Source organism: Planctobacterium sp. R6 (assembly GCF_055755215.1).
In genome coordinates this window covers 87,625-101,044 of the sequence record NZ_JBVTQY010000009.1, presented here as the reverse complement: position 1 = coordinate 101,044, position 13,420 = coordinate 87,625, and the positions used below count along the sequence as shown (strand labels likewise).

At 45.5% G+C, this 13,420-nt stretch carries 14 protein-coding genes; 5 read left to right on the top strand and 9 right to left on the bottom strand.

Annotated elements, in window-relative coordinates:
- Positions 1-107: 107 nt before the first annotated feature.
- Positions 108-890 (top strand): class II glutamine amidotransferase, encoded by a 783-nt coding sequence (locus tag AC0J20_RS08350; RefSeq protein ID WP_229527410.1) that lies wholly within the window; start codon positions 108-110, stop codon positions 888-890.
- A gap of 150 nt (positions 891-1,040) precedes the next feature.
- Positions 1,041-2,879: a DUF885 domain-containing protein gene (locus AC0J20_RS08345; protein ID WP_473021335.1), complete on the top strand. Its 1,839-nt coding sequence runs from the start codon at positions 1,041-1,043 to the stop codon at positions 2,877-2,879.
- A 62-nt stretch (positions 2,880-2,941) separates the two neighbouring features.
- Here the strand turns inward: AC0J20_RS08345 and AC0J20_RS08340 are convergent, their stop codons facing one another.
- Genes AC0J20_RS08340 through purM form a run of 3 tightly spaced genes read right to left on the bottom strand, consistent with a single transcriptional unit; the run spans position 2,942 to position 5,400 of the window.
- Entirely contained in the window at positions 2,942-3,724 is a 783-nt protein-coding gene (locus AC0J20_RS08340) for a DUF3108 domain-containing protein (RefSeq protein WP_473021334.1), read from the bottom strand.
- Entirely contained in the window at positions 3,714-4,355 is a 642-nt protein-coding gene (purN, locus tag AC0J20_RS08335) for a phosphoribosylglycinamide formyltransferase (RefSeq protein WP_473021333.1), read from the bottom strand. The genes AC0J20_RS08340 and purN overlap by 11 nt, the downstream gene beginning before the upstream one ends.
- A gap of 10 nt (positions 4,356-4,365) precedes the next feature.
- The gene (purM, locus tag AC0J20_RS08330) at positions 4,366-5,400 is read right to left on the bottom strand and encodes a phosphoribosylformylglycinamidine cyclo-ligase (RefSeq protein WP_473021332.1); all 1,035 of its coding nucleotides are present in this window, start codon (positions 5,398-5,400) and stop codon (positions 4,366-4,368) included.
- Positions 5,401-5,629: 229 nt separating this feature from the next.
- On the opposite strand from purM, the gene AC0J20_RS08325 reads away from it, so the two are divergent.
- A complete protein-coding gene (locus tag AC0J20_RS08325) occupies positions 5,630-6,664 on the top strand; it encodes a DUF2066 domain-containing protein (RefSeq protein WP_473021331.1) in 1,035 nt (344 codons plus the stop codon).
- Positions 6,652-7,365, top strand: a complete 714-nt coding sequence (hda, locus tag AC0J20_RS08320) for a DnaA regulatory inactivator Hda (protein WP_473021330.1) — start codon at positions 6,652-6,654, stop codon at positions 7,363-7,365. The genes AC0J20_RS08325 and hda overlap by 13 nt, the downstream gene beginning before the upstream one ends.
- Here the strand turns inward: hda and AC0J20_RS08315 are convergent.
- The 4 genes from AC0J20_RS08315 to arsC are packed head-to-tail and all read right to left on the bottom strand — an operon-like array spanning position 7,358 to position 10,630.
- A complete protein-coding gene (locus AC0J20_RS08315; RefSeq protein ID WP_473021329.1) occupies positions 7,358-9,289 on the bottom strand; it encodes a PKD domain-containing protein in 1,932 nt (643 codons plus the stop codon). The two genes, hda and AC0J20_RS08315, sit on opposite strands and share 8 nt — an antisense overlap.
- Positions 9,290-9,300: 11 nt before the next feature.
- On the bottom strand, positions 9,301-9,714 hold the full coding sequence (locus AC0J20_RS08310; RefSeq protein ID WP_473021328.1) for a DUF2069 domain-containing protein: 414 nt from the start codon (positions 9,712-9,714) through the stop codon (positions 9,301-9,303).
- Positions 9,711-10,277, bottom strand: a complete 567-nt coding sequence (wrbA, locus tag AC0J20_RS08305; RefSeq protein WP_229527402.1) for an NAD(P)H:quinone oxidoreductase — start codon at positions 10,275-10,277, stop codon at positions 9,711-9,713. Before wrbA ends, AC0J20_RS08310 begins: the two co-directional genes overlap by 4 nt.
- Positions 10,277-10,630, bottom strand: a complete 354-nt coding sequence (gene arsC / locus AC0J20_RS08300) for an arsenate reductase (glutaredoxin) (protein WP_473021327.1) — start codon at positions 10,628-10,630, stop codon at positions 10,277-10,279. Before arsC ends, wrbA begins: the two co-directional genes overlap by 1 nt.
- 61 nt (positions 10,631-10,691) lie before the next feature.
- Between arsC and AC0J20_RS08295 the strand changes: the two genes are divergently transcribed.
- Positions 10,692-11,159 (top strand): TlpA family protein disulfide reductase, encoded by a 468-nt coding sequence (locus AC0J20_RS08295; protein ID WP_229527400.1) that lies wholly within the window; start codon positions 10,692-10,694, stop codon positions 11,157-11,159.
- Here AC0J20_RS08295 and bepA read toward each other — a convergent pair.
- Both bepA and AC0J20_RS08285 read right to left on the bottom strand, forming a co-directional pair.
- Positions 11,145-12,587, bottom strand: a complete 1,443-nt coding sequence (bepA, locus tag AC0J20_RS08290; protein WP_473021326.1) for a beta-barrel assembly-enhancing protease — start codon at positions 12,585-12,587, stop codon at positions 11,145-11,147. The two genes, AC0J20_RS08295 and bepA, sit on opposite strands and share 15 nt — an antisense overlap.
- A gap of 72 nt (positions 12,588-12,659) precedes the next feature.
- Complete coding sequence (locus tag AC0J20_RS08285) at positions 12,660-13,244, bottom strand: hypothetical protein (protein ID WP_473021325.1); 585 nt, start codon at positions 13,242-13,244, stop codon at positions 12,660-12,662.
- Between the last annotated feature and the right edge of the window lie 176 nt (positions 13,245-13,420).

Sequence of the window (13,420 nt, the reverse complement as noted above, 5' to 3'; positions counted from 1 at the left end):
TTAAAATGTAAATAGTATGTTTAATTTATAGCATAATTGCCGGAATTCAAACAGGTGTTTGAATTATTTTTTTGTTTGCAAATATATGAGAATAAGAATTACTGGTTATGTGTGAATTACTTGGGATGTCGGCCAACGTGCCGACTGATATTTGTTTTAGCTTTTGTGGGTTGCTGGAAAGAGGTGGCAGAACCGGGCCTCACCGAGATGGCTGGGGTATTACCTTTTATGAAGGTAAAGGCTGTCGAAGCTTTAAAGATCCGTTGCCCAGTTGTGACTCAGAAATCGCGAAACTGGTGAAATCTTACCCAATTAAATCCTGCTCAGTGATTAGTCATATCCGTCAGGCTAATCGCGGCAAAGTGTCCCTGGAAAATACCCATCCATTTATCAGGGAGATGTGGGGACGCCACTGGACTTATGCTCACAACGGCCAGCTATCCAATTACAAAGACAAACTGCAATCAGATATTTTTCAACCGGTTGGCAATACAGACAGTGAAATGGCGTTTTGCTGGATTATGGATAACATCAAGAAAAAGTACCCTAACAGGCCGAAAGACATGAAACCGGTTTTCCGCTATGTGGCAAAACTCGCGGCATCTTTAAGGGAGTTGGGGGTTTTTAACATGCTACTGTCTGACGGTATATACCTGATGACCTACTGTACTACAAAGTTACATTGGATAACGCGCCGTGCACCGTTTGGAAAAGCAACCTTAATTGATACCGACTGGGTCATTGATTTTCAACAGGAAACAACGCCTAATGATGTGGTATCTGTTATCGCAACAGAGCCTTTGACAGGGGATGAAACCTGGCAAAATATGACCCAGGGAGAGTATGTTTTGTTTAAAAAGGGGGAGCCCATACTCAAAGGTGTAAAATAGCGATAACTCGCCCGAAAACACTTCTGTGCACGGGTGAAAGCAATTTGCCAACAAATCTGATAAGTTTAAGGTGTATTACAACTTGTGCCCAACAGGATAGAGGGCGCAAGTAAAACAATTATAAATAAGACAGAAAATTTCGAGGAAACTATGAAAAAGTTAACGTACATTTCAACTGCTGTTTCACTGGCACTGATGTTAGGAGCCTGTGGGCAGGCACCGACACAGGAATCCGCACAGGTAGAAACCCCGGCAAGTACTGAAGCTGCCGCCATGACTGAATCTGAAAAGGCCAACCAGTTATTCGAAGATATCTTTATGGAGAATGTTATGCGCTCTCCTATGTATCAATCCTATCTGGGTATCAAAACCGATCAGGATAAGTGGGACGATTTGTCTGCCGAGCGCGAATTAGAAGATCACGAACTGGAAAAAGCACAGCTGGCGCGGGTTAAAGCAATTGATGTTAATCAGTTAGATACGCAGACAAAATTAAGCTGGCAATTGATGGTTCAGCAACTGCAAAACGGTATTGATGATTTTAAATGGCGCAATTATAACTACCCCGTTAATCAGATGTTTGGTTTACATTCCAGTGTGGCTTCTTTGCTGATAAACCAGCATCGCATTGCTGATGTTACTGACGCTGAGGCCTACATCGCCAGATTGAATGGTTTACCGAAACTTTTCGAGCAACTCGTCGCCAATCTTAATGAGCGCGCAGAGCAAGGTATCATCGCACCCAAGTTTGTTTATCCATACGTTGTCAATGATAGCCAGAATATCATTAGTGGTGCGCCATTCGACGAGGGTGATGACAGTACGTTATGGGCTGACTTTTCGAAAAAGGTTGGCGCACTTGAAATTGACGAAACACAAAAACAAGCGCTTTTGGATGCCGCAAAAACGGCCCTGACCAATGCCGTAAAACCCGCTTATGAAAGTTTGATTGCCGGTGTGCAAAACATCGCTGCACAGGCGGATGATAAAGATGGTGCGTGGAAGTTTCCTGAAGGCGAGGCCTTTTATAACAACGCCCTGGCCCGCACTACCACCACCAGTCTGAGCGCACAAGATATTCATCAAATTGGTTTAGATGAAGTAAACCGCATTCATGATGAAATGCGAGCAATCATGAAAAAAGTCGGTTTTGAAGGCACATTGCAGGAGTTTTTCGTGCATATGCGCGACAACGAGCAGTTTGTTTATCCGTCAAATGAAGAAGGCAGGCAACGTTATCTGGACGAGGCGACAGCCCTGATTGACAACATGAAACTTCGACTGGATGAACTGTTCATTACCAAACCCGAAGCTGATTTGATTGTGAAAGCAGTAGAACCCTTCCGGGAAAAGTCAGCCGGCAAGGCCTTTTATCAGCAACCTTCTATGGATGGAACGCGACCCGGTACCTATTACGCTAATCTGTATGATATGGCGTCAATGCCAACTTATCAGATGGAAGCTCTGGCTTATCACGAAGGGATCCCGGGGCACCATATGCAGATAGCCATCGCCCAGGAATTAGAAGGCATTCCAAAGTTCCGCAAATTCGGTCGTTACACGGCTTACACGGAAGGATGGGGTTTATACAGTGAGATGGTGCCAAAAGAAATCGGTTTATACGAAGACCCTTATTCTGATTTCGGTCGCTTAGCAATGGAGCTTTGGCGAGCCTGTCGTCTGGTTGTAGATACCGGCATTCACGCCATGAAATGGAACCGGGAGCAGGGCATAGACTATTACGTCAGTAATACCCCTAACGCTGAAGCCGATGCCGTTAAAATGGTAGAGCGACATATCGTTATGCCCAGCCAGGCCACGGCCTACAAAATCGGTATGAATAAGATCATTGAGTTACGCGAGAAAGCGAAGACAGCGATGGGTGATAAATTCGATATTCGCGAATTTCACGACATCGTGTTAGCAAATGGGCCTGTGCCATTAGACGTACTGTCCGGATTTGTTGACCAGTACATCGCCAGCAAATAAGCGAGACGCAGACAACAATAAAAAAGGCCGATGACGGCCTTTTTTGTCGCTGGAAAATGAATCTAATTTAGCAGCTTGTATTCAGAAAGTTGGATGTCACCTTGTTCGTCACCGTCTTTAAATTGTTGTAAACGAACTAACTGATAATTCAGATCCGGAGCAAACCAGGACCAGGTAACTCGCTTATTGCTGCTGCGAATGGTCTTGACTTTGATGGTGTTAAGTTTACCAAAGGGGAGTTCCAGTACTTCCTCTCCGGCGATTTCAAAACCGTAAGTTTTCAGCTGACCACGATAATTGATCAGGTTATAACTGATGTCCTGATTATTCAGCTTGAGTTGCCGTTGCAGATCGAAGCGATAAAGCTGGTTGTCCCATTCACCTTGCCAGTTGATGGTCGCGGGATCCTTGCGGCCTGATTTAATAACCACAGACTGGTCTTTGTCGTTAAATGTCAGACTGAGGGATTTGTCAGGACCGGTACCTTCGCGCTTGTATTGATATTTCTGTGGGACAAACTGGCCCTCAACAACATCAAACAAACTGGTTTCGGCACGGCGATCTGACAGGAAGAAAATTGACACATCACTTTTGTAAAAAAGCTTATAACCTGCGTCGGTCTTTTCCAGCGACATTACAGCGTGACCAATATCACTACCATTGCGATAGGCAATATATCGGGCTGAAAAGGGAGCCAGACTGGCCTGAGGCTGTGCGATTTCAGTTGTAGCTTCAGTGACTACCGTCGTTGCCGGTGAATCAACCTGTTGAGCGACACCTTGTGGGATAAAACATGTGGTTAAAAAATAAGTTAGCGGGATCGTAAACTGTTTTTTAAACTTCATGTACTAACCCTGTTTCTGGCAATTGCTGTTGTTGATAATGGACGCCTTCAGCGGTCATTGTTATTTTGTCTTCACAAATAAGCTTAACCGCATAAGGATAAATCTGATGTTCTATTTTATGCACTTTCGCTTTCAAGGAATCAACGTTGTCTTCTGCAAGTATAGCGACTGGTCCCTGAACAATAACAGGGCCGCCGTCTAATTCAGGTGTTACAAAATGTACAGAAGCACCATGATAACTTTCTTTAGCATCCAGCGCCCGCTGGTGCGTATCCAAACCCTTAAATTTAGGTAGAAGAGAAGGGTGGATGTTGATTAATTTACCGGTGAAGTGTTCGACAAATTGATGCGTCAGGATGCGCATAAAGCCAGCCAGCACCACAACATCCGGATTAAAGGCGTCTATCACTTCCTGTAGTTTTGTGTCAAAGCTTTCCCGGTCCGGAAAAGCTTTGTGATCGATAACCTGATGAGCAATATTATGCTGTTTGGCCCGGGTTAATCCGTAGGCATCTGCTTTGTTGGAAATTACAGCCACCACCTGACCTGGTATTTGGTTGCTTTCCGTCGCGTCAATAATTGCCTGTAAGTTTGAACCGCTTCCTGATATGAGTACGACAATACGTTTCATAAAAGCCGACTCAGCGTATTTCTACCTGGGCTTCATCACCATCCCGTGCCGCAATATCACCAATAATCCAGGCGGTTTCGCCCAGTTCATTAAATTGCTTGGTTATTGCTTCTGCTGCTGCCGCCGGAACCGCCAGAATAAGTCCTACACCACAGTTAAAGGTTCGGTACATCTCTCTGGTTTCAACGTTGCCCTGTTCCTGCAACCAGTTAAAGATGGTCGGCCACTGCCAGGAGTTTCCGTCGATCAGTGCTTTGGCTGACGCGGGCAGTACTCTGGGGATATTTTCCCAAAAACCGCCACCGGTGATGTGCGAAATTGCGTTGACAGGATGTTGCTCAATCACATTTAAGGTGTTTTTGACGTAGATACGGGTCGGTTCCAGTAGATGCTCGGCTATCGTTTTACCGTCCAGTAATTCACTGGTGTCAGCGCCACTGACTTCAATAATTTTGCGAATTAAGGAAAAACCATTGGAATGCGGTCCGCTGGAAGCCAGCGCAATTAATTTATCGCCCGGGGCAACCTTACTACCGTCAATGACTTCGTCTTTTTCCACCACACCGACACAAAACCCGGCAACATCGTAATCGTTGCCATGATACATGCCTGGCATCTCTGCTGTTTCACCGCCTATCAGAGCGCAACCCGACAGTTCACAACCTTTACCAATGCCAGTTACCACTTCAGCTGCTATATCAACATCCAGTTTGCCGGTGGCGTAATAGTCCAGGAAGAATAAGGGTTCGGCACCCTGAACAATTAAATCGTTAACACACATGGCCACCAGATCAATACCGATGCTGTCGTGTTTGTTTAAATCCATAGCAAGACGTAATTTGGTCCCCACGCCATCGGTACCGGATACCAGAAGCGGACTTTTGTATTTTTCCGGAATCGAGCACAACGCACCAAATCCACCGAGCCCACCCATAACTTCTGGCCTATGGGTTTTTTTAGTGACTGATTTAATTCTTTCTACTAGCTCGTTACCTGCATCAATATCAACGCCGGCATCTTTGTAACTCAGGGATTCTTTACTCAAAACGACTACTCTGGGTGTGGATAAAATTGGCGCTAATGTTATCAATTTAACAGCCTGATGAATACTGATTTGTCTTTTCAAATTGCCTTGAATTTAAGCAAATGAGTTAAATATTTTATTCTGAGGGGTGATCTTTGTCTCATATTCCAGGACAATAAACGCATTATAATCACACAGTTGACTTAATTTGCTGCGAAAAACGGTATGTTTACTCATTTGTTGCCTGAGCGTGTTTAACGTTACTGCGGCAGTGATACAAAACCTTTATGAGACCAAAGTGCGGGTTAATAGCCAAACTGTGGCTGCACAAAATAACGCGATTCGCGATAGTTACTATCAGGTGTTGGTTAAAGTCAGTGGTTCAAAGTCCATTACAGAAGTGTCTGAACTAACGTCTAAAGCCGGTGACGCGAGGGATTTAATACAGTCATTTCGCTTTGAGATTATCGATGGTGAGCGGTTTATGGTTGCTCAGTTTGACGAAGGAAAAATCAACCAACTTTTAACCGATATAGGTAAACCGATCTGGGGTAAACGGCGGCCTGATACACTGTTGTGGTTTACCTGGCTGAATGAGCGAGACGACAGAGAGTTGGTTACCGCGACGGCAGATCCTGAGGTTAAAAAAATCTTATTAGAACAAGCGCAAATCCGAGGTATTCCTTTCAGTTTTCCGTTAATGGACATAGAGGATGCACAGATTATTCATGTTTATGATGTATGGGGGCGTTTTGATGGCGTTGTTAAACGCGCGAGCCAGCGGTACCCGAACGACAATCTGGTTGCGGCAAGGTTGTTTGACCGACGACAGCTAACCACAGCAAACACAGAAGTATCCGATCAAATGCGCTGGCAAATAGACTGGCAGGTATTAAATGATGAATTGATCGAAGAAGGGACTTTGTTTGCAGCGGAACGCAATCAGGTTATTACTCAGTTTATCGATATGTTAGCTAATAAACTGGCTGAGAGATTTGCCGTGGTATCCAGCAGTTATGAAACGCAAAACTCAGTGACCATGACTATCATCAATCTGGATTCCATTGAGGCTTACGTGTCAGCGAAAAAGTTTCTGGAATCACTGGCGATTGTTAACAGTGTCCGGTTACTCAATGTGTCGGGGCAGAATGCCACTTTTCAATTGGATATCGTGGGGGTTCAGGAAGATCTGATTAATACCCTGGAGCTGGACGCAAAAATATCTCAAAAAACTGATCCATTCGGCAGAGTGGTTAATGAAATGGAGTTTATATGGCTTCGATAACCCCGCAGTTAGCCTTGCCCATTTCCAGCTCAGAATTTCATACCTTTGAGAACTTTATTGTTGCTGATAATGTCGAGTTGCTCGAACACCTCAAAGGTCTGGCAGCAGGTAATGCCTCTGAGTCCGTCATTACTTTTGTAACCGGTGGGCGAGGTGACGGTAAAACACACCTGTTGAACGCCAGTTGTAATCTCGCCAACGATAATCAGCAAATAGCAGTTTACATTGACCTGGATGCTGCGGATTCACTCAGCCCCAGGATGCTGGAAGGGTTGGAAAACTGCGATCTGGTTTGCGTAGATAACATCGATGCCATATTGCTTAATAAAGAGTGGGAAGTGGCGGTCTTTGATTTGATTAATCGAATATTAGAAAGAGGCAATGTGCACATCATTTTGTCTGCACAAAAAATGCCTAAATTAATGTCATTCCGGTTACCGGATTTGGCGTCTCGCTTGGTGTGGGGGCAGTGTATGAGCATACGCCCGATTGGTGAACAGGAACGTGTTCAGTTATTACATCTGATGGCCAAAAATGCCGGACTGGAATTACCCGACGATTTGGCAAACTTTCTACTAACCCGTTTACCCAGAGACTTACATTCTCTCACCCGTGCGATGAAAGCACTGGATGAGAGTTCATTACAAGCCAAAAGAAAACTAACAATACCTTTTGCAAAAGACGTTTTGGGTATCAGTTAGGCGTTGGTTTTTGCTGTCCGGGTAATTTAGGTCTGCCATGGTGCAAAGCATGTTGCAGATAATGAGCGCGTTGCTCCGCTGATGCACTTTGCAAATCGCTTGTTACACCACGCCCGGCATTGCCATCTAAGTTTAAGTTATCCTGCCAACTTTCGCCCGGATTCAGATATTTCGGCTCGGGTAAGGTTGGCTGAATCGCGTCAACATCCAGACCAGGATAAATGTTGCGCACAGTTTGTCGGGTGCGACTCAGTAATGCCGGGTCATTGATTCTCGAGCGCTGCCCCCAGGTAACGATTAACTCAGGATTATTACTAACCACCTCCATGACCGCTGTGTCGGCTTCTGCATTAAACCGATATGCCATCATGAATCGTTCGAATAAGGTCGCGTAATCTTCTCTGATAGAGCTGTAGCTGTAATACATGGCGGCTCTGTCGTTCTCAAACATATCTGCAGCATCGACATCGGTGACATTGCGCTGTGCGGTTGTTGCTGTTGCACCGGCAAAACTCACCTGGGCTAAAGCCTTTAGTTCATCTGAATTAAGTGGATAAAAGGATGCAAAATTAGTTGAGTCTGCCGGCATCAGGTTGTAATAAGTCAGCGGATCAGAAGTAGAGGGGATATCTTGCCATCTGTCCGGTGGGAAATAGTCATTGGCATGGGCCAGTTCGTGGTACAGCAGCCAGGTGATATCGGCTTCTACGTCTTCGAAGATACGGCTTAATCGCTGTGCCCTGGGATAGGCAGCTCTTGATAAATAACTCTGGTTGTTACGCACATAACGCCAGGGCATAAAGAACTGTAACTCAGCACCAAAGGCACTGCGAAAATCTGGCACGTCATTTAGGGTGTCGCGTTCTTCCGGGCTTACCCAAAAGTTATTGGCATCGAGATAAATTGCGCCGGTAGCGACCCAGTAAAAAGACGGTCTGACTTCGTAGGAGATAATGATTGCCGTTACGCCGCGAAACAGTAACAACATATCCTGGGCTGCCACGGAGTTTTCAAGGTAAGTTTTTAGTCGGTCACCCATCCATTGGTGGGATACAAACACCCGGTCCATGACGTCTTCAATACTGGGTGACTGAGTTACCTGACCCAGCAGCGGCAAAGTTGAAAACCGGCAGGAACTGCTGACGGTATTATTGTAAACGCAGCTTTCTAACGCATTTGCGTAAGGAGAGTCGCTGTTGTAAGCATGCATTTCCGTTGTAACGATGCGCTCCGCCGAATCGGGGAAAAAACCATTGTCACTGGCGGTCACGTTTTTCACCAGAACATAGGCGTCTTCGCTGACATTGTCGCCATTGTCCAACGTCATTGTGGCCCGGAACTGTAAAAGTTGATCGGCGCTAACGGACGGGGCAGTGAAAAACAAAAACTGATTGTCTTCAGTCTGGGTATAATTGCTTTGAGGAACGGTTACACCGGCAGTTTGTTGCCAGCTAATACTGATGATTTGTCGATCGGGTACAGCGTCTGCGCGAAGTGATACCTTAGCCGTTTCGGAAACCGCGTGATCCAACCTGACAGTGGCGCTTTGGTTATTGTCATTCACTAACAGCGTATGATTGTCCTGAAATTGCACGGCACCGTTATTGTCCGTCACCGTTACCCTGAACCCATATTCTCCCGCTGCCGGTGCATCAAAGCTCAACACCTGGCTATCTTCAGTTACCAGATTAATGGTCGTTCCGGACGTTTGTGCCCATTTAAATTGGTAGGCAGAGGCGTCGGTATTTAACATGGCGACTATGCCAACACTTTCGTTGACATTGGCTTCGCTATCTCCCTGAATGGTCAGTTGGGTTGCGGGAGTGGTTGGCGTACCTGGTGACGGCGAATCGCCCGAGCTGCCCCCTGAACCACCGCATGCAGACAATAGCATTACAGAACCTAACAACAACACTCTGGCCACAACGATTTCCTCTATTGTAATTCTGACAGTTTTTTCAATTTTAGCCCCAATTCTCTGCCTCTGCTTCGGGCGTAGTAACAACAGCCAATAAACATCAGCAGTGCAAAGAATAGTTCGATGGCGGCGTACCACCAATTTTGTTCTGTGTATATTGCAGTAAGACCGTGTAAAAAATAAATCATTACAACAAAGTTTGCCCAGGCATAGGTGTAAGGCTTTCCTTGCAACAGTCCGCGAAGGGGAAACACCAAAGGTAACACCCAGAAAAGAAATACAAACAGATTAGAGTAGTTGCTGGTGCTTAAGACAAAATGCCACAGTATTACCCAGGCCAGCAAACCAAAGTAACCAATTAGTGCCAGCACCCGAAATTGGCGTGTTTGTGCCGACATAGTCGAAACTGTTGAGGTCGTGTTTTCGGTCATGAATTTCTCATTAATTTTTTTGTGATTTGCGCTAAACGTTTACCTTGTTTAAACGCCAATTGCTTCTCGTCTTCGCTTAATCGATCTGCAAACTGATTACTAACGACATGGCTGGCACCATAGGGCGTTCCGCCGGTTTTGGTATCATGCAACTCCGGTTCTGAGTAAGGTATACCACACAGCAGCATTCCCTGATGAATCAATGGCAGTGACATACTGAGCAGGGTCGACTCCTGGCCACCATGCATTGAGGATGATGAAGTAAATACCATGGCTGGTTTATCTACCAGGCTTCCTTTCAGCCACAGTGCTGTGGAGTCCTGTAAAAAGCGTTGTAATGGCGCTGCCATTTGTCCGAACCGGGTTGGGCTGCCCATTGCCAGTGCCGCACAATCAGCGAGGTCTTGCTGACTGGCATATTCGCTGCCGGTGTCATCTGTTGTCTGCGCAACCGTCATTATGCGGGCTTCCAGCTCTTCACTGGCGATACCCAAAGCAATTTGTTCTGCCAGTTTCTTAGTGGCGCCGTGACGGCTGTAATAAAGCACCAGAATGTAGGCCATCAGAACAGCTCTAACACAGACTCAGGGGGCCGCCCGATACGAGCAGCATTACTTGTAATGACAATAGGACGTTCCATCAATTTGGGAAAGTTCACCATGGCATCCAGAAATTGCTGCTCGGTAGAATCACTTTTACTCAGTCCCGCTTCTTTAAATTCCGGCTCTTTCACCCGCATCATTTCAATAAATGAGCTGAGCCCTAGTTTATTTTTCAGCTCGGTAAGTTGCTCACCAGTCAACGGTGTTTTCAAATATTCAACCACCTCGGGGCTGTGTTGGGCATTGGTGAGTAATTCCAGAGTTTGACGACTTTTAGAACAGCGAGGGTTATGTAGAATGGTGACGTTTGACATGCTAATCTCGAAAAACTAAAAACATCTATTCTAACGATACAACGCTTCAGAGAATACAAAATTGCGCAAAAATATTATTTTTTTTCTGATAGGACTGGTCTCGCTTTCTGCCGGGATTGTTGCATTCAAACACAACCAGGCTGACTTCGTGACCATTGACCAACAGGCTTATCGTTGGGGAGAACTTCGCGGGCAATGGGTGGTGGTTAATTACTTTGCGGAATGGTGTGCACCCTGTCTGAAAGAAGTACCGGAACTCAATAAGTTTCACAACACGTCAGGATATCCACTGTTCGCCATCAGTTTCGATAATGAAACTGACGAACATATGCAGCAGCTTCGCAATAAATATGACATGCGTTTCCCGGTGATCAGTACGGCAATCCCGGCAAAGCTTCCCATGGAGCCGCCAAAAGCATTGCCTGCCACTTACATTATCGATGACCATGGAGTAGTCAGACAACGTCTGATGGGTGAGCAAAGCAGCGACAATATTATTAAAGCAATCACCCGATTAAAGGGACTTTAAACGCTTTTGACTTTCCCGTAACTGTTCAATTCTGGCTCTGATTCGTTGCCGTTCCAGGTTGTTACCTTCAGCAAAGTTATAGGCAGTGTGCAATTCGTCAATCGCATTGGGGTAGGCAGCGAGTAACGAAAAATACTCGGCTTTGGCCTGATGCATTTGCAAGAAAGCTTGTTTTTTACCATGGGCGTCTATCAGCATCTGATAACTCAGAACATGGTTGGGATTTAGCAACAAATAATCGTTTAAAACTTCAATTGCCTTATCATAGTCGCCATTTTCGATGGCGGCATTGGCGAGATTTAAACTGATCACCCTGTTTCTTGGGATTTTACTGGCCAGATTTTCCAGATTGCGTATTGCCTGATCTTTGCGATTAAGGGCCAGTGAGATATCGGTGGCGAGATCGATATAATACAGATTTTCAGGATCTTCTTTTAACAACACTTCCAGCGCTTTTTCTGCCTTTAATGGTTGCTCATTGGCCAGGTATGACAATGCCAGACCATAGTGCATCGCTTTTTGTTGTACGCCCTGGGTATTGCGGAGTTTATTTTCAAAGTCTGCAATGTTGTATTTGGCATCAAACATGTAACGAGCCTGAATCCGCGCTTTTACCAGATGAAACGGCAGACTGTCTGGCAAGTTTTTGCGCTGGTAATAGGCCTGGCGCGCCCTTGCATCGGAAACCCTGGACTCGGGCAGGGGGTGAGTTTGTAAAAATGCCAACTGCTTTGACTGGCCGCGGCTCTTTTCGACCAGTTTGCCAAAGAATGAAGCAGCCCCACTGACATCAAAGCCAGATTTATCCAGCATATCAAATCCCACCCGGTCAGCTTCCTGTTCGTTAGAGCGCGTGTAATTAATGCCAAATTGCGAAGAGGCTGCCTGACTGGCGGAAATTGCAGCAATCCCGGCTTCAGGATCTGCCATAGTGAGCAGAATCCCCCCCAGAATACTGGCCAGCGCCAGAGGTGCAGCCTTGCTTTGTGCCGCAATGCGACGCGCAATGTGACGTTGTGTTACGTGGCTAATTTCGTGAGCCAGCACTGAAGCCAGTTCGCTTTCGTTGTCTGCCTGATAAATTAAACCGGTATGCACACCAACATGACCCCCAAAGAATGCGAAGGCATTGATGGCATCGTTATTGATCCAGAAAAAGGTAAAGGGAAATTTGACATTGTCAGCGTTAACCACCAGTCGGTTGCCAATATCGCTTAAATATTCCTCCAGCAGTGGATCAGAAATGACAGGCGCCTGACTACGCAGCTGCTTCATCATTAGTTCACCAATTTCTTTTTCTTTGCCAATGGTAATTGCATCAGAGGCTACGACTCCGATTTCGGGTAAGGAATTTTTATCTTGCCCAACCTGGGCACTGGCTAAGAAAGCACTGACTGACAGCAATAAACAGAACAGCTTTTTCATCATATCGTTAATTATTTGCTCTTTTTAAAGGTATAAAATTGATAACGTTGAACGGCTAATCTGGTTGACAGGTGGTTATTCCACCGAACCTTCTTCTTCAATGCGCTCAATGATGTGGTTAATGGAGTAGCCTTTTAGACCGACAATATCAATTTCTGTTGCAAGATCTTTTAAAATATTATCAACCGTCATTGCTGCAAACCTCACCAGCTTTTGATCTATCTCATCACCACGGGTAAACGCGAAGCGAATAAACTCAATAAAATCCGGTAGTTTTATCAAACATTGCATGGTGCTTGGGTCCCAAACGGTGAAGTCAATCTTGGGATTGTTTTTACTGTACAAAACCACCGGCTCTTCATTGACTTCAGGTATACAATGCACTTCATAATTGTTGCCAACAAAGCGACGATGAACAATTAACTGCGGCTTTCTCTTTACCGTGATTTTGCCACTGAGTTGCTCTTCACCGCCGAGACGCTCCAGATTCCAGTTGTTTCTTTTAACGAGGCGTTTAAAGGCATTGTCAAAGCCATGAATATTCATGCCTTCAAGCTCGGCAATTGAACTGGCAACTAAATGAAAAAATGGTGGAATTTCTCCCCAGTTAGAACTTTTGCGCTGTTGACTAATGGATTTTAACGTGATGCTTTCAGTCACCGGGGATTCCTTGAATATTTTGGTACCTTGGGCCTGTTTGACCTTTGGTATGTCAGTTTGTTCTGTAAAAACGCATTTTTGGCGAATGGCTTGGGCTGTACCTGTTTATCATTTCTGATTTGTTGGGCGGCAATTCAGGCCACCAGAGCGTCAATCATTCGCGTGGCTAAATGATA

Excerpts from the sequence above, each read along its gene's own strand:
- AC0J20_RS08350 (WP_229527410.1), top strand. The coding sequence starts at position 108 with ATGTGTGAATTACTTGGGATGTCGGCCAACGTGCCGACTGATATTTGT.
- AC0J20_RS08345 (WP_473021335.1), top strand. The coding sequence starts at position 1,041 with ATGAAAAAGTTAACGTACATTTCAACTGCTGTTTCACTGGCACTGATG.
- AC0J20_RS08340 (WP_473021334.1), bottom strand. The coding sequence starts at position 3,724 with ATGAAGTTTAAAAAACAGTTTACGATCCCGCTAACTTATTTTTTAACC.
- purN (WP_473021333.1), bottom strand. The coding sequence starts at position 4,355 with ATGAAACGTATTGTCGTACTCATATCAGGAAGCGGTTCAAACTTACAG.
- hda (WP_473021330.1), top strand. The coding sequence starts at position 6,652 with ATGGCTTCGATAACCCCGCAGTTAGCCTTGCCCATTTCCAGCTCAGAA.
- AC0J20_RS08310 (WP_473021328.1), bottom strand. The coding sequence starts at position 9,714 with ATGACCGAAAACACGACCTCAACAGTTTCGACTATGTCGGCACAAACA.
- wrbA (WP_229527402.1), bottom strand. The coding sequence starts at position 10,277 with ATGGCCTACATTCTGGTGCTTTATTACAGCCGTCACGGCGCCACTAAG.
- arsC (WP_473021327.1), bottom strand. The coding sequence starts at position 10,630 with ATGTCAAACGTCACCATTCTACATAACCCTCGCTGTTCTAAAAGTCGT.
- bepA (WP_473021326.1), bottom strand. The coding sequence starts at position 12,587 with ATGATGAAAAAGCTGTTCTGTTTATTGCTGTCAGTCAGTGCTTTCTTA.